The sequence below is a fragment of the Allosphingosinicella sp. genome, assembly GCF_046295735.1.
GTDB lineage: Bacteria > Pseudomonadota > Alphaproteobacteria > Sphingomonadales > Sphingomonadaceae > Allosphingosinicella.
Genome location: NZ_JBKBMQ010000003.1, coordinates 24,271 through 44,944, shown reverse-complemented (window position 1 = coordinate 44,944; position 20,674 = coordinate 24,271). Strand labels below are relative to the sequence as shown.

Annotated in this window: 22 protein-coding genes; 15 read left to right on the top strand and 7 right to left on the bottom strand. The window is 69.5% G+C overall.

Annotated features, from left to right (window positions below):
* From ACK4K7_RS04045 to queA, 7 genes are all read left to right on the top strand, one after another.
* Nucleotides 1-267 carry a type II toxin-antitoxin system Phd/YefM family antitoxin gene (locus ACK4K7_RS04045; protein ID WP_431863938.1) on the top strand — a complete coding sequence of 89 codons (267 nt, stop codon included), beginning with the start codon at nt 1-3 and terminating at the stop codon, nt 265-267.
* 3 nt (nt 268-270) lie between these two features.
* Complete coding sequence (locus tag ACK4K7_RS04040) at nt 271-663, top strand: type II toxin-antitoxin system VapC family toxin (protein ID WP_431863937.1); 393 nt, start codon at nt 271-273, stop codon at nt 661-663.
* Nucleotides 664-695: 32 nt separating this feature from the next.
* A complete protein-coding gene (locus ACK4K7_RS04035) occupies nt 696-944 on the top strand; it encodes an exodeoxyribonuclease VII small subunit (protein WP_431863935.1) in 249 nt (82 codons plus the stop codon).
* 13 nt (nt 945-957) lie between these two features.
* The gene (locus ACK4K7_RS04030; protein WP_431863933.1) at nt 958-1,857 is read left to right on the top strand and encodes a polyprenyl synthetase family protein; all 900 of its coding nucleotides are present in this window, start codon (nt 958-960) and stop codon (nt 1,855-1,857) included.
* An 11-nt stretch (nt 1,858-1,868) separates the two neighbouring features.
* Complete coding sequence (coaD, locus tag ACK4K7_RS04025) at nt 1,869-2,372, top strand: pantetheine-phosphate adenylyltransferase (RefSeq protein ID WP_431863931.1); 504 nt, start codon at nt 1,869-1,871, stop codon at nt 2,370-2,372.
* Between the two features lie 69 nt (nt 2,373-2,441).
* Nucleotides 2,442-3,092, top strand: coding sequence for a peptidylprolyl isomerase (locus ACK4K7_RS04020; protein ID WP_431863929.1), 651 nt, complete (start codon nt 2,442-2,444; stop codon nt 3,090-3,092).
* A gap of 2 nt (nt 3,093-3,094) precedes the next feature.
* Complete coding sequence (gene queA, locus ACK4K7_RS04015) at nt 3,095-4,126, top strand: tRNA preQ1(34) S-adenosylmethionine ribosyltransferase-isomerase QueA (protein WP_431863927.1); 1,032 nt, start codon at nt 3,095-3,097, stop codon at nt 4,124-4,126.
* 9 nt (nt 4,127-4,135) lie between these two features.
* On the opposite strand, the gene ACK4K7_RS04010 is transcribed toward queA, so the two are convergent.
* Both ACK4K7_RS04010 and ACK4K7_RS04005 read right to left on the bottom strand, forming a co-directional pair.
* Nucleotides 4,136-4,309: a hypothetical protein gene (locus ACK4K7_RS04010; RefSeq protein WP_431863925.1), complete on the bottom strand. Its 174-nt coding sequence runs from the start codon at nt 4,307-4,309 to the stop codon at nt 4,136-4,138.
* On the bottom strand, nt 4,293-4,478 hold the full coding sequence (locus ACK4K7_RS04005) for a hypothetical protein (RefSeq protein WP_431863923.1): 186 nt from the start codon (nt 4,476-4,478) through the stop codon (nt 4,293-4,295). The genes ACK4K7_RS04010 and ACK4K7_RS04005 overlap by 17 nt, the downstream gene beginning before the upstream one ends.
* Nucleotides 4,479-4,676: 198 nt before the next feature.
* On the opposite strand from ACK4K7_RS04005, the gene tgt reads away from it, so the two are divergent.
* Nucleotides 4,677-5,828: a tRNA guanosine(34) transglycosylase Tgt gene (gene tgt / locus ACK4K7_RS04000; protein ID WP_431863921.1), complete on the top strand. Its 1,152-nt coding sequence runs from the start codon at nt 4,677-4,679 to the stop codon at nt 5,826-5,828.
* Between the two features lie 15 nt (nt 5,829-5,843).
* Here the strand turns inward: tgt and ACK4K7_RS03995 are convergent, their stop codons facing one another.
* From ACK4K7_RS03995 to ACK4K7_RS03985, 3 genes are read right to left on the bottom strand one after another with little or no spacing between them, the layout of a single operon-like run.
* Nucleotides 5,844-8,273 (bottom strand): ribonuclease R family protein, encoded by a 2,430-nt coding sequence (locus ACK4K7_RS03995; RefSeq protein WP_431863919.1) that lies wholly within the window; start codon nt 8,271-8,273, stop codon nt 5,844-5,846.
* Nucleotides 8,274-8,282: 9 nt separating this feature from the next.
* Complete coding sequence (locus ACK4K7_RS03990; protein WP_431863917.1) at nt 8,283-9,644, bottom strand: M28 family peptidase; 1,362 nt, start codon at nt 9,642-9,644, stop codon at nt 8,283-8,285.
* Nucleotides 9,645-9,682: 38 nt separating this feature from the next.
* A complete protein-coding gene (locus tag ACK4K7_RS03985; RefSeq protein ID WP_431863915.1) occupies nt 9,683-10,690 on the bottom strand; it encodes a fumarylacetoacetate hydrolase family protein in 1,008 nt (335 codons plus the stop codon).
* 228 nt (nt 10,691-10,918) lie between these two features.
* On the opposite strand from ACK4K7_RS03985, the gene ACK4K7_RS03980 reads away from it, so the two are divergent.
* From ACK4K7_RS03980 to mmsB, 7 genes are all read left to right on the top strand, one after another.
* Nucleotides 10,919-12,415 carry a CoA-acylating methylmalonate-semialdehyde dehydrogenase gene (locus tag ACK4K7_RS03980; RefSeq protein WP_431863913.1) on the top strand — a complete coding sequence of 499 codons (1,497 nt, stop codon included), beginning with the start codon at nt 10,919-10,921 and terminating at the stop codon, nt 12,413-12,415.
* A 156-nt stretch (nt 12,416-12,571) separates the two neighbouring features.
* Nucleotides 12,572-12,826 carry an AbrB/MazE/SpoVT family DNA-binding domain-containing protein gene (locus tag ACK4K7_RS03975; RefSeq protein WP_431863912.1) on the top strand — a complete coding sequence of 85 codons (255 nt, stop codon included), beginning with the start codon at nt 12,572-12,574 and terminating at the stop codon, nt 12,824-12,826.
* Complete coding sequence (locus tag ACK4K7_RS03970; RefSeq protein WP_431863910.1) at nt 12,823-13,224, top strand: PIN domain-containing protein; 402 nt, start codon at nt 12,823-12,825, stop codon at nt 13,222-13,224. The genes ACK4K7_RS03975 and ACK4K7_RS03970 overlap by 4 nt, the downstream gene beginning before the upstream one ends.
* A 10-nt stretch (nt 13,225-13,234) precedes the next feature.
* Nucleotides 13,235-14,377, top strand: coding sequence for an acyl-CoA dehydrogenase family protein (locus ACK4K7_RS03965; RefSeq protein ID WP_431863909.1), 1,143 nt, complete (start codon nt 13,235-13,237; stop codon nt 14,375-14,377).
* Between the two features lie 34 nt (nt 14,378-14,411).
* Nucleotides 14,412-15,455: an enoyl-CoA hydratase/isomerase family protein gene (locus ACK4K7_RS03960; protein ID WP_431863908.1), complete on the top strand. Its 1,044-nt coding sequence runs from the start codon at nt 14,412-14,414 to the stop codon at nt 15,453-15,455.
* A gap of 93 nt (nt 15,456-15,548) precedes the next feature.
* A complete protein-coding gene (locus tag ACK4K7_RS03955; RefSeq protein ID WP_431863906.1) occupies nt 15,549-16,325 on the top strand; it encodes an enoyl-CoA hydratase in 777 nt (258 codons plus the stop codon).
* 93 nt (nt 16,326-16,418) lie between these two features.
* The gene (mmsB, locus tag ACK4K7_RS03950) at nt 16,419-17,351 is read left to right on the top strand and encodes a 3-hydroxyisobutyrate dehydrogenase (RefSeq protein ID WP_431863904.1); all 933 of its coding nucleotides are present in this window, start codon (nt 16,419-16,421) and stop codon (nt 17,349-17,351) included.
* On the opposite strand, the gene ACK4K7_RS03945 is transcribed toward mmsB, so the two are convergent.
* Both ACK4K7_RS03945 and ACK4K7_RS03940 read right to left on the bottom strand, forming a co-directional pair.
* The gene (locus ACK4K7_RS03945) at nt 17,341-19,383 is read right to left on the bottom strand and encodes a protein-disulfide reductase DsbD family protein (RefSeq protein ID WP_431863903.1); all 2,043 of its coding nucleotides are present in this window, start codon (nt 19,381-19,383) and stop codon (nt 17,341-17,343) included. The genes mmsB and ACK4K7_RS03945 overlap by 11 nt on opposite strands.
* Nucleotides 19,384-19,601: 218 nt before the next feature.
* The gene (locus tag ACK4K7_RS03940) at nt 19,602-20,534 is read right to left on the bottom strand and encodes a right-handed parallel beta-helix repeat-containing protein (RefSeq protein WP_431863901.1); all 933 of its coding nucleotides are present in this window, start codon (nt 20,532-20,534) and stop codon (nt 19,602-19,604) included.
* Nucleotides 20,535-20,674: the final 140 nt, after the last annotated feature.

The window sequence follows — 20,674 nt, the reverse complement described above, 5'->3', positions numbered from 1 at the left end:
ATGAAGCATGTGTCCATCAAGGAAGCGAAGGACCGGCTGACCGCGCTGGTCCGCGACGCGGAGGCCGGCGAACACATCGTCGTCACCCGCAACGGCAAGCCCGTCGCGGAAATCGTCCCGCATCGGGAACGCAAGGGCGGCATAGATTTCGAGGCGCTGCGCCGCTGGAAGGAAGAGCGGGGATATTTCGGCAAACTCGTCGAGATCCCGGACGATTTCGACGACCCTTTGCCCGAGGACTTTCTGATACGCCCCGAGAGCGACTGATTCGTGCGGCTGCTCCTCGATACCCAGATCGTCCTCCGGCTGGTCGGGGAAATCGAAGGGAAAGCCCCGTCCATCGACGATCTGCTCGACAATCCGGCCAATCAGTTTCTGGTGAGCGTCGCAAGCCTTTGGGAGATCGCGATCAAGGTCCGCCTCGGAAAGTTGCCGCTAAAGCTGCCGCTGGCCGAAATCGCACCTTATCTGGAGGCTGGTAGAGCGGAACTCCTCGATGTTACGCCGGCCCATGCGATTGCGGAGGTGCACCCGGCGCCTGAGACCAAGGATCCGTTCGACCGGCTTTTGCTGGCGGTGGCGATGATCGAGGGAGTGCGGCTCGTTACGGTCGACCGAAGCCTGGAACGGCATCCCCTCGCCTGGCGCTCCGGCTCGGCTTGACCCGTTCGGCGGCTGGGGCCAAAGCATCGGCGATGGCCGAGCAAGACCCGCAGATCACCGAACTCTCCTTCGAAGCCGCGCTGAAGCGGCTGGAGGAGATCGTGCGCAAGCTGGAGAGCGGCGAGGCGTCGCTCGACGAGGCGATCGAACTCTACGGGGAGGGCGACCGGCTGCGCCAGCAATGCGAGGCGCGGCTCGCCGCCGCCCAGGCGCGCATCGAGAAGATCCAGTTCGGCCGCGACGGGCAGCCCGCCGCCACCGTCCCGTTCGACGGCGGCTGAAGGCCCGCCTCTCATGTCCTCGCCCCGGATCGACCTCCAGGCCGCGCTCGAGCAGATCGGGGCGGATGTGGACGCGGCCTTCCAGAGCCTGCTGTCCGTGCCCGTCGATGCCCGCTCCCGGCTCTACGACGCGATGCGCTATGCCGCGATCGGCGGGGGCAAGCGGCTCCGCCCGCTGCTCGTCGTCGCCGCCTGCGGCCTGTTCCGGGTGGCGCGCGAGCGGGCGCTGCGCTGCGGCCTCGCGGTCGAATGCATCCACGTTTATTCGCTGATCCACGACGATCTGCCGGCGATGGACGACGACGATCTGCGCCGCGGCAAGCCGACCCTCCACCGCGCCTTCGACGAGGCGACGGCGATCCTCGCCGGCGACTCGCTCCACGCGCTCGCCTTCGAGGTGCTGGCGGACGAGGCGACGCACGAGGACCCGTTCGTGCGGGTGGAGCTGATCGCCGAGCTCGCCCGCGCGGCCGGGCCGGCGGGCATGGCCGGCGGGCAGATGATCGACCTCAAGGCGGCCGAGCTCGAACTCGACATCCCCGCCGTCACCCGGCTGCAGCAGCTCAAGACCGGCGCGCTGATCGGCTGGTGCGTCGAGGCCGGGGCGATCATGGGCCGCCTGCCGCCCGAGGGGCGCAAGAGCCTGCGCGGCTATGCCCGCGACGTCGGCCTCGCCTTCCAGATCACCGACGACCTGCTCGACCATGAGGGCGAGGAAGGGAAGATGGGCAAGCGCGCCGGCAAGGACGAGGCGGCGGGCAAGCAGACCTTCGTGTCGCTGCTCGGCCCGGAACGGGCGCGCCGCCAGGCCGAATTGCTGGTCGAGCAGGCGCGGGTGCATCTTTCCGGCTTCGGCGAGGAGGCGGACCTGCTGCGCGCGATCGCCCGCTTCGCCGTCGAGCGGGACCATTAGGGGAAGGCAGCATGATCCGCACAGGCGTTTATCCCGGCACCTTCGATCCGATCACGCTCGGCCATATGGACATCATCCGGCGCGGCGCGAAGCTGGTCGACCGGCTGGTGATCGGAGTCACCACCAATCCGTCCAAGTCGCCGATGTTCTCGGTCGAGGAACGGATGGAGATGGTGCGCCGCGAGATCGGCGGGATCGAGGGCGAGATCGCGGTCGTGAGCTTCGATTCCCTGCTGATGGACTTCGCCGAACGCGAGGGGGCGAGCGTGATCGTGCGCGGCCTGCGCGCCGTCGCCGACTTCGAATATGAATATCAAATGGCGGGGATGAACCAGCAGCTGAACGGCCGCATCGAGACGGTCTTCCTGATGGCCGACGTGTCGCTGCAGCCGATCGCGTCGCGCCTCGTCAAGGAGATCGCGCTCTATGGCGGGGCGATCGGCAAGTTCGTCAGCCCCGCCGTCGCGCGCGAGGTGGCGGAGCGGGTCGAGCGGCTCGGCCGCAAAGGCTCATGAGCCGTTCATCTGGAGCATGGGAACGGCTCGCGCTACGATAGGGCTTCAAGAGAATCGGGGTTGATCCGCATGCGTTCGAAAATGCTGTTCGCCGGCCTGGCCGGCTTCTTGTTCGCGGGCGCGCTCGTCGCCCAGGCGCCGGCCGAGACCATCGCCACGCCCGCGCCGCCGCCGCCCGCCCCGGCGCTCAGCGCCGAGGACAGCTGGCACCTCGATCTGTCGACCGGCGGCCGCGTCACCGTGCAGCTGCGCCCCGACGTCGCGCCCGGCCATGTCGAACGCATCAAGACGCTCACCCGCCGCGGCTTCTATGACGGGCTCGTCTTCCACCGGGTGATCGAAGGCTTCATGGCGCAGGGCGGCGATCCGACCGGCACCGGCGAGGGCGGCTCCGACCTGCCCGATCTCACCGCCGAATTCAGCCAGCTTCCGCACCTGCGCGGTTCGGTCGCGATGGCGCGGGCGGAGGATGTGAACAGCGCCAACAGCCAGTTCTACATCATGTTCGCGCCCCGCTTCTCGCTCGACGGCCGCTACACGGTGTTCGGCCGGGTCGTGAGCGGGATGAACCATGTCGACGCCCTTGCCCGCGGCGAACCGCCGCTGGAGCCGAGCCGCATCGTCCGCGCCTCGATCGGCAGCGACAACGTCCCCCCGCCGCCGCCCGTCGCCGCCCAGCCGGCGCCGGCCCAGCCCGCTCCGGAGGCGCAGCCGCAATAGGCATGCGCGTCGATCTGTTCGATTTCGAGCTGCCGTCCGAACTGATCGCGTTGCGGCCGGCGAGCCCGCGCGATTCGGCGCGGCTGCTGCTGGTGCGCGGCGGGGAGCTGGCCGACCGCACCGTGCTCGACCTTCCGTCCCTGCTGCGTGCCGGCGACGTGCTGGTGTTCAACGACACCCGCGTCATCCCCGCCCAGCTCGAGGGGCGGCGCGGCGAGGCGCGCGTCGGGGCGACGCTCCACAAGCGGGAGGGACCGCGCGCCTGGCGGGCGTTCGTCCGCAACGCCAAGCGGCTGCGCGACGGCGACCGGATCGACTTCGGGAACGGCGTGGCGGCGGTCGCCGGGGAAAAGACGGCGGACGGCGCGGTGCTCCTGACGTTCGAGGGCGACGAGCCGGTCGAGCTGCTGCTGGAACGCGCCGGGCGCATGCCGCTCCCGCCCTATATCGCCGCCAGGCGCGAGACCGACGCGCGCGACGCCGAGGATTATCAGACGATGTTCGCGCGCGAGGAAGGCGCGGTCGCGGCGCCGACGGCTGCGCTCCATTTCACGCCGCGGCTGATGGCCGCACTGGCCGAAGCCGGGATCGCCCACGAGACGCTGACCCTCCATGTCGGCGCCGGCACCTTTCTGCCGGTGAAGGCGGAGGACACGGACGACCATGTCATGCACAGCGAATGGGGGCGGATCGACGCGGCCACGGCCGACCGCCTCAACGCCGCGCGCAAGCAGGGCGGCCGGGTGATCGCCGTCGGCACCACCTCGCTCCGGCTCCTCGAAAGCGCCGCCGGAGAGGACGGGGCGATTCGTCCGTTCGAAGGCGACACCGACATCTTCATCACCCCCGGCTACCGCTTCCGGGCGGTGGACGGCCTCGTCACCAATTTCCACCTGCCCAAATCGACGCTGTTCATGCTGGTGTCGGCGCTGATGGGCCGGGAGACGATGCAGGCCGCCTACGCGCATGCCGTCGCGAACGGCTACCGCTTCTACAGCTACGGCGATTCGAGCCTGCTGCTGCCGGGCGGCTGACCGCCCGGATCAGGCCGGCGGCCGGGCTCGCTCCTCGCGGCGGCGGCGGCGGAACAGGCGCTTGGACCGCTTGTGAGCTCGGGCGTTGCGGCTGAGATAGAGAATGCCGGCCGCCGCCGCCGTCGCCATCAGGGCGATCAGCGCATAAGCGATCAGCAGGCGCAGGTCATGATCGAGCGGCATGACCCGCCTCTCCGGCCGCGGCCAGGACCCGCCGATGCTTCTCCCAGGAGATCAGCCGGCCATAGGCATCGGCCAGTTCGAGATGGGCCGTGCGGGCGCCTTCATGCGCCGCGGCTTCGGAGCGCATCCGCGACACCTGTTCGCGATGATAGAAATAGTTGAAGTCCATGAGCTTCTCCACGCCATGTAAGCGGGAGCGCGGACGGTCTCTCAGCCACGGGCGCTTACGAACGAATTGCCGCGTGATGCGAGAGCCTTACCATGTTCGCGGGCCGCTGGCGAACGGCAAATCAATGCGAAGGGGGGTTTACCGGTAGGTGGGCCGATCCGCTGGCGCGGGGCCGGGCGCTTCGCTAAGGCGCGGGCCATGTCCGACCGGCCCCGTTTCTCCTTCGCCGTCTCCGCCCGCTGCGGTGCCGCCCGCACCGGCGCCATATCGATGATGCGCGGCGAAATCCGCACGCCCGCCTTCATGCCGGTCGGCACCGCCGCGACTGTGAAGGCGATGAAGCCGCGCGACGTGCGCGCGGCCGGCGCCGACATCATCCTCGGCAACACCTACCATCTGATGCTGCGCCCGGGCGCCGAGCGGATGGCGCGGCTCGGCGGGCTCCACGCCTTCATGGGCTGGGATCGTCCGATCCTCACCGATTCGGGCGGCTATCAGGTGATGAGCCTGTCCGAGCTTCGCAAGATGAGCGAGGAAGGGGTGAGCTTCAAAAGCCATCTCGACGGATCGGCGCACATGCTGACGCCGGAGCGGTCGATGGAGATCCAGCGACTGCTCGGCTCCGACATCGTGATGGCGTTCGACGAATGCACCTCCTGGCCGGCGACCCGCGAGGATGCCGCGGCGTCGATGGAGCGGTCGATGCGCTGGGCGCGGCGCAGCCGGGACGGCTTCGACGCGGGCGAAGCGCATGCCGCGCGCGCCGCCTTGTTCGGCATCCAGCAGGGATCGATGTTCGAGGATCTGCGCCGCACATCCTCGGACAAGCTGATCGACATCGGATTCGACGGCTATGCGGTGGGCGGCCTCGCCGTCGGCGAAGGCCAGGCGGAGATGTTCCGCGTGCTCGACTTCGCCGTCGCCATGCTGCCCGAGGACCGGCCGCGCTACCTGATGGGAGTCGGCAAGCCCGACGACATCGTCGGCGCGGTGGAGCGCGGGATCGACATGTTCGATTGCGTGCTGCCCACCCGCTCCGGCCGCACCGGCCAGGCCTTCACCCGCGACGGGCCTATCAACATCAAGAATGCGCGCTTCGCCGAGGACCAGGCGCCGCTCGATCCCGAATGCGGCTGCCCGGTCTGCGCGACCTGGAGCCGCGCCTATCTCCACCACCTCATCCGGTCGGGCGAGATCCTGGGCGCGATGCTGATGACCGAGCACAATGTGAACTTCTACCAGGATCTGATGCAGGGCCTGCGCGACGCCATCGCCGACGGGCGGCTGCCGGCGCATGCCGACGCTTTTCGCGCCCGCTACGGCCGGAGCAAAGGCGAAGCCGGCTGCTGACGGCCCCGGGGCCGCTTATTTCCGGCCGCGGTGGCGGATGTTGCCGGGGCGGCCGCGCCTCCCCTGCGGACGCCGTTCGCCTTCGCTCCTCCGTCCGTCGCGGCGGATCGAGGAGCGCCGCGCGGGCGCCGGCTGGTCGGGGATTTCGAAGCGCAGCGCGCCGGACACCGGATTGGCTTCGGCGAGACGCAGCGTCAGCCGCTGGCCCGGCCGATACTCCGTCCCGCTCTCGTCACCGGCGAGCGTCTGGCTGGCCTCGTCGTAGCGGAAATAGTCCTGACCCAGCGTGGAGACCGGAACCAGGCCGTCGCCGCCGAGCCCTTCCACCGTCGCGAAGAAGCCGAACGGCTGCACGCCCGTGATCCGGCATTCGACCAGCTCGCCCACCCGTTCGGCGAGATAGGCGGCGACATAGCGGTCGATCGTGTCGCGTTCCGCCTCCATCGCCCGCCGCTCCAGCTGGGAAATGAGCTCGCCGGTCACCTCCATCGCCTCCGCCTCCTGATCGGTGAGCGCGCCGTCGCCGAGGCCATAGGCGCGCACCAGCGCGCGGTGGACGACCAAGTCGGCATAGCGGCGGATCGGGCTGGTGAAATGGGCGTAGGAGCCGAGCGCGAGGCCGAAATGGCCGGCATTTTGCGGGCTGTAATAGGCCTGCGTCTGGGTGCGCAGGATCTGCTCCATGATCTCGGTGCGGCTGTCGGAGTCGGCGGTGCGCTCCATGATGCGGTTGAAGGTCGCCGGGCGGATCACCTGGCCGAGCGCGAATTCCACCTCGAACGTTTCGAGATAGTCCTTCAGCGCGACCAGCTTCTCCCGCCCCGGCGGCTCGTGGTCGCGATACATGACCGGCGCCTTCTTCGCCTCCAGCGCCTTGGCGGCGGCGACGTTGGCGGCGATCATATAATCCTCGATCAGCTTGTGCGCGTCGAGCCGCTCGCGCGGCGCGACCGAGAGGATGCGCCCCTTCTCGTCCAGCATCACCCGCCGCTCGGGAAGGTCGAGCTCCAGCGGCCCCCTCTTCTCCCGCGCGCGGTACAGCGCCTCCCAGCAGGCCCAGAGCGGCTTCAGCACCTGTTCGACGATATCCGGATCGACGGCCGGCGGCTCCTCGACCGGCGGCATCGAACAGGGCGAGGAGTAGAGTTCGGGGCGCTCCATTTCCTCCCCGGAACGGGGAGGGGGACCAGCCGAAGGCTGGTGGAGGGGGCCCGCCTGGCCATGCTCGCTGCGCTCGCCCCCCTCCACCGCACTTCGTGCGGTCCCCCTCCCCGTTCCGGGGAGGAGTTTCACCGCATCCACCGCCGCCTGCGCATCCTCATAGGCGATGTTCGCCGCGATCCGCACCCGCGCCCGGCTGAAGCGCCAGCTCTTGAGCTGTCCGTCCTTCGTCACCTGAAGATGGCAGACGAGCGCCGCCCGGTCCTCGCCCTCGACCAAGGAGCAGACGTCCGCCGACAACGTCTCCGGAAGCATCGGCACGACCCGGTCCGGGAAATAGACGCTGTTGCCGCGCTTCCGCGCTTCCTTGTCCAGCGCCGAGCCCGGGCGGACGTAGAAGCTGACGTCGGCGATCGCCACGATCGCCTTCCAGCCGCCCGCATTCCCGGGATCGTCGTCCGGCGCCGCCCACACCGCATCGTCATGGTCCCGCGCATCGGCGGGGTCGATCGCGACGATCGGGACGTCGGTGAGGTCCTCGCGGTCCCCCAAAGGCAGCCCCGCCACCCGTTCCGCTTCCTCAATCACATGATCGGGGAATTCGTGCGGGATGCCATGCTTGTGGATGGCGATCAGGCTGAAGCTGCGCGGCGCGAACGGGTCGCCCAATATTTCGGACACCCGCGCGGACAGGCGCGGCGGCCGCCCGGTCTTCTCCGCCAGCACGAGGTCGCCGGCTTCGGCCTTGCCGAGATCGGAGATCGGAAGCTCGCGCCGCTCCTTCTTCTCGACGGGGCGCAGCCAGTGAGTGTCGCCTTCCTTGTGGACGACGCCGAGCACCAGCTCGCTCCCCTTGAGGAGCTTCTTCATCGGGTGGGCGATGATGCCGTTGCCCGCCGCCTCGGTGCGGGCGAGCACGCGGTCGCCGACGGCGAGGGCGGAGCCCCTGCCCTTGCGCTCCTTCATGCGGATGCGCGGCTCGGGCGTGTCCGCCTCCCAGCGCTCCGGCACCGCCCAGGCATTGCCGCCGTCGTCGACGTCGACGATGCGCAGCACCGTCACCTTTGGCACGCCGCCCATCTTGTGGAAGGCGCGGCCGGGCGCGCTATCGATCAGCCCCTCGTCCGCCATGTCGCGGAGCAGGCTCTTGAGCGCGATCTTGTCGCTTCCCGACAGGCCGAACGCCTTGGCGATCTCCCGCTTGCCGGCGGGCTGGTCGGACGTCTCGATGAACTGGAGGACCTCGTCCCGGCTGGGGAGTCCCGTGCGCTGCTTTCTTGCCATTCGCTCCTGCTATTGCTCCGGCGTGTAGGGCCGGAACGCGCCACCGGGCACGGCGGATGCAACCGGGCTCTCATAGCCGTCGGCGGACACGGCGGAGACGCCGAACACATAGTCGTCGACGCGGATGCCCGGCAGGACGTGGCCGGTCGCGTCGCCCGGCACCCGGAGGCTGCGCGTCCAGTCGGCCGCGTCGGTGGGGCGCCAGCGGATCATGTAGGCGGCCGCGCCGCGCACCGGCTGCCAGCTCAGGGTCGTATCAGTGGAGACGGCGCCCTGCGCGGTGGCGGCGGGCACGCCGGGCGCCCGCGCCAGCGCCGCGAGCGCGGCGACGTTGAGCTTCGTCACCCTGGTGAGATAGGCGAAGTCCATCTTGTCGGCGGTGTCGCCATATTCGACGCCGTTTTCGACCCGCACGTCCTGGTGCTGGTGATGATAATTCTCCACCGCCTCGGAAAGGCGAACGGCCGGATAGCCCGCGTTCAAAAGCTCCGTATGGTCGCCGCCGCGGCCGAAGCGGTCGTTGCGCCAGATCTGCCGCACTTCGATCCCGAGGCCGAGAGTGCCGGCAAGGTCGGCGAGATAGCGGCTGAGGTTGCGCGACGGCGAATCGTTCTCGCCGCCCAGGCTGCGCTGCTGCGCCGCCAGCGCCTCCCTGCCCTGCCAGCGCGGTCCTTCGGAAAAGACGCGGACATGGTGGGGGTCGCAATGGCCGTCCGATCCGCAGCTGTTGCCGATGATGTCGTTGTTGAGATTGGCGACCACGTCCCACCCTTGCGCGCGGGCATGGTCGGCGAGGATGCGGCCGCCATGGAGGCCCTGTTCCTCGCCCGAGAGGACGGCGTAGACGATGGTCGCGGGAAAGCGGTGCCGCGACAGCACCCGCGCCGCCTCGATCACGGCCGCGGTGCCGGATCCGTCGTCGTTCGCCCCCGGCGCGTCCGAGGTGGCGTCCATCACGTCGGTCACCCGGCTGTCGATATGGCCCGAAATGATGATCACGCGATTGGGATCGGTGGTGCCGCGCTGGATGGCGAGGACGTTCTTGACGAGAGTGGGATTGGGGATGCGCCGGCCGGTCACCGTGTCGGACGGGGTCGCGATCTCCAGGCAGCCGCCGCAGGCGCGGGAATAGCGGCGGAACTCCGCCTCGGTCCATCTGAGCGAGGCGCCGATGCCGCGGGTCGGGTGGTCCATCGACGACAACGTATGCCGCGTGCCGAACGACACCAACCGGTCGATCATCGCCCGGAGCGAGGCTTCGGACACGTCGGCGGCGATGGCGTGAACGGGCGCCGGGGGCGTCGCGGGGCCGCGCTGGGCGGCCGCCGGCGCGGCGGCGGCGGCGAGGGCGAGGAGCAGGAGCCGTGTCATGCCCCCGCCTTGCGCCCTGCCGCCGCCCGGCGCAAGCCTCAGGCCGGCACCACTTCCTGTTCGATGGTGCCGAAGATGGCGTGGCCGTGTTCGTCCTCCATCCAGATGCGGACGGTGTCGCCGTGGCGGAGGAAGGGAGTGGCGGGCTTGCCGTCGAGGATGGTTTCGACGGTGCGCACTTCCGCGAGGCAGGAATAGCCGCGCCCGCCGCGCTCGATCGGCTTGCCCGGCCCGCCGTCTTCGTCACGGTTGGAGACGGTGCCGGAGCCGACGATCGAACCGGCGCCGACGTTCCGGGTCCTGGCGAGGTGCGCGATCAGCGTGCCGAAATCGAAGGTCATGTCCTCGCCCGCATCGGCGCGGCCGAACGGCTTGCCGTTGAGATCGACCTTGAGCGGCCCGTGGAGCTTGCCGTCCTTCCAGCGCTCGCCGAGTTCGTCGGGCGTGACGAACACCGGCGACAGCGCCGAGGCGGGCTTGGACTGGAGGAAGCCGAAGCCCTTGCCCAGTTCGGCGGGGATGAGGTTGCGCAACGACACGTCGTTGACGAGCCCGACCAGGCGGATGTGGCCGAGTGCCTCGTCGCGCGAGACGCCGCGCGGCACGTCGCCGGTCACCACCACCACTTCGGCCTCGAGGTCGCAGCCCCAGCTCTCGTCGGCGAGCGGGATCTGGTCGCGCGGCCCCAGCATCTCGTCGGACGCGCCCTGGTACATCAAGGGATCGGTCCAGAAGCTTTCCGGCATCTCGGCGCCGCGCGCCTGCCGGACCAAAGCGACATGGTTCACATAGGCCGAACCGTCGGCCCATTGATAGGCACGCGGCAAGGGCGCCGCCGCCTGCCGCTCGTGGAAGCGCATCATCGGGATCGCCTCGTGCGCGAGATCGGTGGCGAGCAGTTCCAGCTGCGGCGCGATCCGGTCCCAGTCGTCGAGCGCCGCCTGCAGGGTGGGCGCGATATGGGCCGCGTCCGCGCACCAGGCGAGATCGTGGCTGACGACGACGAGCCTGCCGTCGCGGCCGGACTTCAGGGAACCGAGCTTCATGTTCTTCTCCAAATATCCTCCCCACCTGTGGGGAGGGGGACCATGCGCAGCATGGTGGAGGGGGGTTGGTGCGAGACGCGGCGCCGGCCGTGCGGGGCTCGCAACCCCCTCCACCGCGCTGCGCGCGGTCCCCCTCCCCGTCCCAGGGAGGATTGGGTCACTGGCATTTGCCGCGCGGCTTGGCTAGGGCCTGCCGCATCATTTCGACCCAGTCCCGAAGGACCAAACATGCGTAACATCGATCATTTCATCGGCGGCGGCGCCTATGCGTCCGGCGAGCGCCAGGGCGACGTGTTCGACCCGAACAATGGCGGCGTCCAGGCGCGGGTGCGCCTCGGCACCGCGGCCGATCTCAACAAAGCGATGGACAATGCCCGCGCCGCCCAGCCCGAATGGGCCGCGATGAATCCGCAGCGCCGCGCCCGCGTCATGTTCAAGTTCAAGGAGCTGGTTGAAGCGAATATGGACGACCTCGCCCTCCTGCTCTCGTCCGAGCATGGCAAGGTCATCGCCGACGCCAAGGGCGACGTGCAGCGCGGGCTCGAGGTGATCGAATATGCCTGCGGCATCCCCCACGCGCTGAAGGGCGAATATACCCAGGGGGCGGGCCCCGGCATCGACGTTTATTCGATGCGCCAGCCGCTCGGCATCGTCGCCGGCATCACGCCGTTCAACTTCCCGGCGATGATCCCGATGTGGATGTTCGGCGTCGCCATCGCCTGCGGCAACGCCTTCATCCTCAAGCCCTCCGAGCGCGACCCGTCCGTCCCCGTCCGCCTCGCCGAGCTGATGAAGGAAGCGGGGCTTCCCGACGGCATCCTCCAGGTCGTCCACGGCGACAAGGAGATGGTCGACGCGATTCTCGACGAGGAGGACATCAAGGCGGTGAGCTTCGTCGGATCGTCCGACATCGCCCAGTACATCTACAGCCGCGGCACCGCGAACGGGAAGCGGGTGCAGGCGTTCGGCGGCGCCAAGAATCACGGCATCGTCATGCCCGACGCCGATCTCGACCAGGTGGTGAACGACCTGGCCGGCGCCGCCTTCGGCTCGGCCGGCGAGCGCTGCATGGCGCTCCCCGTCGTGGTGCCGGTCGGCGAGAAGACCGCCGACGCGCTGCGCGAGAAGCTGATCCCCGCCGTCCGCAAGCTGCGGGTCGGCGTGTCGACCGACGCCGAGGCGCATTACGGCCCGGTCGTCACCGCCGCCCACAAGGCGAACATCGAGCGCTACATCCAGATGTGCGCCGACGAGGGCGGCGAGCTCGTGATCGACGGCCGCGGCTTCAAGCTGCAGGGCCATGAAGAAGGCTTCTTCATCGGGCCGACCTTCTTTGACCATGTGAAGCCGCACTTCCGCTCCTACCAGGAAGAGATTTTCGGCCCCGTCCTGCAGATGGTCCGCGCCGACAATTTCGAGGAGGCGCTGCGCCTCCCCTCGGACCACCAGTACGGCAACGGCGTCGCCATCTTCACCCGCAACGGCCACGCCGCCCGCGAATTCGCGGCGCGGGTCAATGTCGGCATGGTCGGCATCAACGTGCCGATCCCGGTGCCGGTCGCCTATCACACGTTCGGCGGCTGGAAGCGGAGCGGCTTCGGCGACATCGACCAGCACGGCCCGGAAGGCGTGCGCTTCTGGACCAAGATCAAGAAGGTCACCCAGCGCTGGCCGGACGGGAGCGTGACGGGCGAGAATGCGTTCGTCATCCCCACTATGGGGTGAACAGCCTCTCTCCCCTTGCGGGAGAGAGGTTGGGGGGAGAGACGGGCGGCGTCCGCGGCCAGAAGACTCCGTGCCGGGCCGCGTCAGCGGCACCGGGCCTGTCTTGCCCGAAGGCGGCCGTCCCTGTATATCCAGTTGGATATCCGGAGACGAGCCATGAAGATGCAGATCGGACGCTGGGGCAACAGCCTTGCGGTGCGCCTGCCCAGGAGCCTTGTCGAGCGGTTCGGCCTGAGAGAAGGCGACGAAATCGACTCGGCGGTGCTCGAAAACGTCCTTGAGACCGTTGACCAGAAAGATGTCGAGTTGCGCCGCAGAGAGGCCCTCCAGCGGATTCGCGACACGAAATGGGCCCTCCCCGAGGGTTGGAAGTTCGACCGCGAAGAGGCTCACGAGCGCGGGCCGTTGTGAACCCGCCTTACACCTTCGACACCAATGTCGCGGTCTATGCCTTCCTCGCGGAGGAGAAGAGCGAAGCGGCCGCATCCGCCATCGAGCGATCGCGATTCATGAGCGTTCAGGTGCTCAACGAATTCGCGAGCGCGCTGTCGCGCAAACACCGCCGGAGTTGGACAGATATCCAGGAGGCGCTGGTCGTTCTTACGGCTGCGGTGCCGGTGATCCAGCCGATCGACAGCCAAGCGCATTCGGAGGCCATGCGCATTGCCGCCCGCTACCAGCTTTCATTTCATGACGCGTTGATGGTGACCGTTGCTCTGCAAGGCGGCGCGCGCACCATCTACAGCGAAGACATGCAGCACGGCATGATCGTCGACGACACCCTTCGCATCGTCGATCCGTTCCGCTAACGGAGCCGCCATGACACAATTCGACCTCACCGACGAGCAGCGCCAGATCCAGGAGATGGCGCGCCAGTTCACCGCCGACGCGATCACGCCCCATGCCGGGGAGTGGGACGAGAAGCACATCTTCCCGCGCGACACGATCCGCGCCGCGGCCGAACTCGGCTTCGGGTCGATCTATGTCGGCGAGGAGAGCGGCGGCATCGGCCTCGGCCGGCTCGAGGCGGCGCTCATCATGGAGGCGATGGCCTATGGCTGCCCCTCCACCTCCGCCTTCATCTCGATCCACAACATGGCGAGCTGGATGATCGACCGGTTCGGGTCGGATACCGTCAAGGGCAAGTATCTGCCCTCGATGGTGACGATGGAGCGGATCGGCTCCTATTGCCTGACCGAGCCTTCGTCCGGCTCCGACGCGGCGGCGCTGCGCACCCGCGCGGTGAAGGACGGCGATTCCTACATCGTCTCCGGCTCCAAGGCGTTCATCTCCGGCGGCGGCGAGAACGAGATCTACGTCACCATGGTGCGCACCGGCGAGGACGGTCCGAAGGGCATTTCCTGCCTCGTCGTCGAAAAGGACATGCCCGGCGTCAGCTTCGGCGCGCAGGAGAAGAAGCTCGGCTGGCATTCGCAGCCGACCGCCCAGGTCAATTTCGACGAGGTCCGCGTGCCGGCGGAAAATCTGGTCGGCGGCGAGGGCGAGGGCTTCCGCATCGCGATGATGGGCCTCGACGGCGGCCGTCTCAACATCGGCGCCTGCTCGCTCGGCGGCGCGCAGCGCTGCCTCGACGAGGCCGTTTCCTACACCAAGGAGAGGAAGCAGTTCGGCCAGCCGATCGCCGATTTCCAGAACACCCAGTTCATGCTCGCCGACATGGAGACCGAGCTGCAGGCGGCGCGCACCCTGCTCTACGCCGCGGCGGTCAAGGTGACCGAGAACGCGCCCGACAAGACCCGCTTTGCCGCGATGGCCAAGCGCCTCGCCACCGATACCGGCTCCTCGGTCGTCGACCGCGCGCTCCAGCTCCACGGCGGCTACGGCTACCTCCAGGATTATCCGATCGAGCGCTTCTGGCGCGACCTTCGCGTCCACTCGATCCTGGAAGGCACCAACCAGATCATGCGCATGATCATCGCCCGGGACATGCTGCGCCAGTGATCGGACCCGCGGTGTCAGAGAGAATATTGGCGGCATGACGGACGTTATCACCCTCGCCGAGCCCCCGCTCGGCCGGATCCGCCTCAACCGGCCCAAGGCGCTGCACGCGCTGACCGAGGAGATGTGCGCGGCGATGATCGCGGCGCTGCTCGGCTGGCGCGACGATCCGGCGATCCTCGCCATCACGCTCGACCATGCCGAAGGGCGCGGCTTCTGCGCCGGCGGCGACGTCGTCATGCTCCGCAACAGCGGCGCCGGCGACGGGGCGGAGGCGCGCGCCTTCTTCCACACCGAATATCGCCTCAATCACCTGCTCTTCACCTATCCCAAGCCGACCGTGGCCTTCATGGACGGGATCGTGATGGGCGGCGGGGTCGGCATCTCGCAGCCCTGTCGCTACCGGGTCGCGACCGAACATACCCGCTTCGCCATGCCGGAGACGGCGATCGGCCTGTTCCCGGACGTGGGCGGCGGCTGGTATCTGTCGCGCCTGCCCGGCCGGGTGGGCCAGTTCCTGGCGCTGACCGGCGCGCGGCTCGACGGTGCGGAGTGCAAATATCTGGGTCTTGCCACCCACTATGTCCCGTCCGAACGGCTCGACGAGGTGAAGGCGCGGATCGCGGAGCATCCGGACCGGGTGGACGGCATCCTGGGCGAGGCGGCGGCGGCCCCGCCGGAGCCGCGCATCGCCGCCAATTTCCTCCACATCAACAAGACCTTCGCGTCCGACCGCTACGAGGACATCCTCGAAGCGCTGGAGGCCGATCCGAGCGAGTGGGCGGCCAAGGAGCTGGCGACGCTGCGCACCAAGAGCCCGCAGGCCTGCAAGGTGTCGCTCCGCCTGCTCGGCGAGGGCGCGCGGATGCCGAGCTTCGCCGACGAGATGGCGCTCGAATATGCGCTCGCCGGCCGCGTGGTACGGCGGCACGACTTCATCGAAGGCGTCCGGGCGCTGCTGGTCGACAAGGACAATCAGCCCGCCTGGAATCCGGCGCGGCCGGAGGACGTGACCGACGATCTGCTCGACGAGCTGTTCGCCCCGCTGCCGCATGGGAAGGAGTGGACGCCTCTCCCCTGATCGTCATTCCAGCGAAAGCTGGAATCCCGGTTCTTCTTCCGGCAGAGGAAAGGCAATGAGATCCCGGCTTTCGCCGGGATGACGGGAGAGACAATGACAAGCTACGAGAACATCCTGGTCGAACGCCGCGGCGCGGTGACCTTGATCATCCTCAACCGCCCGCGGGCGCTCAACGCGCTAAACAGCGCGGTGCTCGGCGAACTCATCCACGCCTTCGCCGCCTATGACGCGGACGACAGCCAGCGCTGCGCCATCCTGACCGGCAACGAGCGCGCCTTCGCGGCCGGCGCCGACATCAAGGAGATGGAAAGCCAGGGCTTCGCCCAGATGTACGCCTCGAACTTCTTCCAGGGCTGGGAGCAGGTGACGGCGACCCGCAAGCCGTGGATCGCGGCGGTCGCCGGCTATGCGCTGGGCGGCGGCTGCGAAGTCGCGATGATGGCGGACTTCATCATCGCCGCCGACACCGCCCAGTTCGGCCAGCCGGAGATCAAGCTGGGAGTCACGCCCGGCATGGGCGGATCGCAGCGCCTGACCCGCGCCGTCGGCAAGGCGAAGGCGATGGAAATGTGCCTCACCGGCCGGATGATGGGCGCCGAGGAAGCGGAACGCTCCGGCCTCGTCGCGCGCGTCGTCCCGGCGGCCGAGCTCATCGACGAGGCGCTCAAGACCGCCGAGGCGATCGCCGGCATGGCCCCGCTCGCCGCCATCGCCACCAAGGAGATGGTGAACGCCGCCTTCGAGACCGGGCTCGCGCAGGGCATCGTCTTCGAGCGCCGCCTGTTCCACGGCCTGTTCGGCACCGAGGACCAGAAGGAAGGCATGAGCGCCTTCGTCGCCAAACGCGCGGCGGAGTGGAAGGGACGGTAGCTCCCCGTCATCCCGGCGAAAGCCAGGATCTCCCTTCCTCTACGAACAACGAGATTCCAGCTTTCGCTGGAATGACGAGAAGAGGCTCAGTTCATGGCACGCATCGGTTTCATCGGTCTCGGCAATATGGGCGGCGGGATGGCCGCGAATCTGGCGAAGGCGGGCCATGACGTGCGCGCCTTCGATCTGAGCGCCGCGGCGCTGGAAAAGGCGCAGGAGCGCGGCTGCCTCCCCGCCGCTTCCGCCGCCGAGGCGGTGGAGGGCGCCGATGCCGTGATCACCATGCTGCCGGCCGGCCGCCACGTGCGCGACGTCTATGAAGGCAGCGTCATCGGCAAGGCGCCGACCGGCGCGATCCTGATCGATTGTTCGACCATCGACGTCGCCACCGCGCGCGAGGAGATCGCGAAGGCGCAGGCCGCCGGCTACCGCATGGTCGACGCGCCGGTGTCGGGCGGAATCGCGGCGGCGGAGGGCGGCACGCTCACCTTCATGGTGGGCGGCACCGAAACCGCCTTCGAACAGGCGGCGGTCTTCCTCGAAGCCATGGGCAAGGCGGTGATCCATGCCGGCGGGCCGGGCGCCGGCCAGGCGGCGAAGATCTGCAACAACATGCTGCTCGGCGCATCGATGATCGCCACCTGCGAGACCTTCGCGCTCGCCCAGAAGCTCGGCCTCGATCCGCAGACCTTCTTCGACATCGCGTCCAAGGCGTCCGGCCAGAACTGGTCGATGACCAGCTATTGCCCCGTCCCCGGCGTCGGCCCCGAAACGCCGGCCGACCGCGATTATGAAGGCGGTTTCGCGGCCGCGCTGATGCTGAAGGATCTGCGTCTCGCCATGGAAGCGGCGCAGAGCGTCGACGCCTACACGCCGATGGGCGCCCATGCCGAGGAGCTCTACACCCGCTTCGCCGAGCGGCTGGGCGGCGCCGGCAAGGACTTTTCCGCCATCATCAAGATGATCGACGACAGCTGGCGGGCCGAAGGCGCCGCGCCGCCGCCGCCGCCCGGCGTCAAGATCTGACGGCTCGGGAAACCAGCCCCGTCACCTGTCCGACCGTGAGCACCTGCGGCAGGATCTCCGGCTCGGCGCCGGGCCGGTAGAACAGATAGAGCGGCACGCCCGAACGGCCGTGTCGCTCCAGGAAGCGGCCGATGTCCGGATCGCCGCGGGTCCAGTCGCCGACCAGCACGGCGACGCCCGCCGCGGCGAAGGCGTCCGCCACCTCCCGCCGCTCCAGCACCGCCGCCTCGTTGACCTTGCAGCTGAGGCACCAGTCGGCGGTGAAATAGACGAACACCGGCCGCCCCTCCGCCCGCAGCGCCGCGAGCCGGGCTTCACTGAACGCTTCCTCCGCCAACAGTCCCGGCGCCCGCGCGGCGACCGGAGCGGCGGCGGGCACCAGCATCAGCCCGGCCGCCAGCGCCGCCGCGGCCGGGGCGAGCGGCAGCCAGCCGCCGCGCCGCCCCCACCACCAGAGCGCGAGGCCGAGTATCAAGGCCGCGCCGAGGCCGAGCGCCATCCCGTCCGCCCCCGCCTGCCGGCCGAGAATCCAGGCAAGGCCCAGCGCGGTGAGGAACATCGGCACCGACAGCAGCCGCTGGAACCCCTCCATCCAGGGCCCGGGCTTCGGCAGGCGCCGCCGCAGCGCGGGCACGAAGCCGAGCAGCAGGAACGGAAGGGCGAGGCCGAGGCCGAGGCCGCCGAACACCGCCAGCGCCGCCGCCCCCGGCAGCACCAAAGCCGCGCCCAGCGCCGCGCCCATGAAGGGTCCGGTGCAGGGCGTCGCGACGAAGGCGGCGAGCGCGCCCGTCCAGAAGGCGCCCCTGGCGCCGCCGCCGCGCGCGAGGCCGTCGCCGACGGCGAGCGCCGGCAGCCGGAACAGCCCCGCCAGGCCGAGCGCGATCGCGGTGACGAGAAGGAGAAGGAAAAGGATGACGCGCGCGTCCTGCAGCTGGAAGGCCCAGCCCGCCGCCAGTCCGGCGGCGCGCAGCGCGAGCAGCGCCCCGCCGAGCGCCAGGCACATGCCGATCACGCCCGCCGCATAGGCCAAGGCCTCCCGCCGCGCCCGCGCCTCGTCGCCGCCGGCGCGGGCGAGGCTCAGCGCCTTCAGCGACAGGATCGGGAAGACGCAGGGCATGATGTTGAGGATGAGCCCGCCGAGCAACGCCCCGATCAAGGCGGCGAGCAGGGTTCCGATCCCGGCGCCTTCGCCCGACCCGGCGACCGGCCGCCCCGCCGCCGGAACATCGCCCGGCACGGCGGCGAAGGCGAGCCCCCGCCCCTCGCCGATTCGCAGCACGCCCTCCAGCGCCTCGGGCGGCGCGCGGCCGGCGTCGGTTTCGACGATCAGCATGTCGCCGTTGCGGCTCACCGCCTGGGGCGCGGCATAAGCGATCGCGCCGTCCTGCGCCGGGTAGAAATAGGGATCGGACAGCGCCACCCCTTCCGGAAGCGGCACCGCCAGGCGGAAGCGGCCGTCCGCCACCGCGAAGCGCGCCTCGCCGCCGAGCGGCCGCGGCAGCCTCTCGCGCCAGCGGTCGAACGCCGCCCGCCGCGCCGGCGCCACCCCTCCGTCGCCCACCACCAGGTCGAGCGCGAGGTCCGCGCTTTCCGGAACGCAGATTTCGTCGGTGCAGGCGAGATAGTCGAACCGCGCCCGCAGCGGCAGCGCGGTCCCGGGCGCGAGGCCGTCCGGCACCCTGAGCGCGACGAGCTGGGCGTAATCGCCCTTGAAGACATAGTTCATCAGGCCGGCGATGCTCAGCCGTTCCGGCACCGGATAGAGAAGCGGCCCCGCCTCGAGGCCCGCCGGCAGGCGCCACTCGATGCGCGGCTCGACCCCCGCGTCGCCGGGATTGCGCCAATAGCCGTGCCAGCCCGCCTTCGGCCGCATCTCGATCGCCAGCGTCACCGTCCGGCCCGGCGCCGGCCGGTCGCTTTCCGCGACCAGGCTGGCGGCGATATTGTTGCCGCCCGGCGCCTGCGCCCAGCCGCCCGCGGCCAGCCCGAAGGCCAGCGCGAACGCCGTCAGCACTCTCAGCAATGCGGCCACCTCGGCTCCCGCGGACTTGTTCCGGGCGGCCCTATAGCATCCTTTTCCGCTGTGCGATGAACGGTTCGGCGGACCTATTCTTGGCCTTCGGAATCAATGATATGAAGAAGGCGACTCGCGGTGGGGGCGCCACGGGTTGAGGGTCCCGCTCCTTTCACCCTTTTCGGGAGCGGGACCCTCCCGAGCCCATCCCCCTTCAATCCGTCTTCCCGCCCGGCTCAGCGCCGCTCGTAGGGCGCGATGCGCGGCCCCAGCCGGTTGTTCTCCATCCTGATCCCCTCGCCGCTGCGGTCGGCGACGAAGGTCGTGCGGCGGGTGAAGGCCGGCGCCACCGACGCGTCGTTGTCGGCGATCAGCAGCCCGTCGGAGCTGTTATCGCGCCCCTCCGGCGCGATCATGATCAGCGCGCTGTAATTCTCCTTGTTCGGCCCCTGCACGAACACGTTGCGCGCGATCGTGCCGCTCGATCCGTTCGACAGGTCGATCATATAGTTGGTGGCCCGGCCCGCGGTGTCGTCGAAGCTCGAATCCACCACCTCGACGCGGGGCGTGCGCGTCTTCACATAATGGCCGCCGGTGCCGCGTTCGAAGCGGACCCGCGCCACCGACAGCGTGCCGAAATCGCCGATATAGATGGAATGGGCGCAGGACAGGCCGCGGTCGCAGCGGCCGAGCCCCGAAAAGGTCGATTGCTCGATCCTTATCTCGCCATTGGGATCGTTGGCGGAGAGGATGCCGCTTTCGCTGTCGCGGAACAGCGATTCGCGCACCAGCAGGCGGCCCTTCTCCATGCGGATGCCGGCGCCGTTGCCGTCCGGCACGGCGAGGTTCTGGAAGACGAGCCCTTCGACCCGCGCCTCGCGGCCGCGCAGCACGAGGGCCGCCTTGCCCTCGCACACGCCGCCGTCGAAGATCGCCATGCCCGGCTGCGCGGCGACATAGGCGACGCTCCCCGCCTGCTGGACGGCGCAGTCGCGGTAGCGCCCCGGCGCGATCAGGATGGTGCCCGCGCCGTCGCCGATCGCGTCGACCGCCTGCTGCAGGCTGGCGAAGCCCTGGCCGGTCTCGCGCACCGAATAAGGGGCGCCGCCGCCCTGGGCCGCCGCATTGCCCGCCAGCAGCGCCAGCGCCAGTCCCGCGATGATCCGCATCCCGTTTCTCCTTCGAAGTCGGCCGCACGGTGGCGCGCGGGCGCGGGCGCGTCGATGGGGAAAGAGGGTTAAGGCGGCCCCTGCCCCGCCGCGGGACGTTCCGCCCCCCGGCGGTTGACGGCAACCTTCGCCGCCGCTCG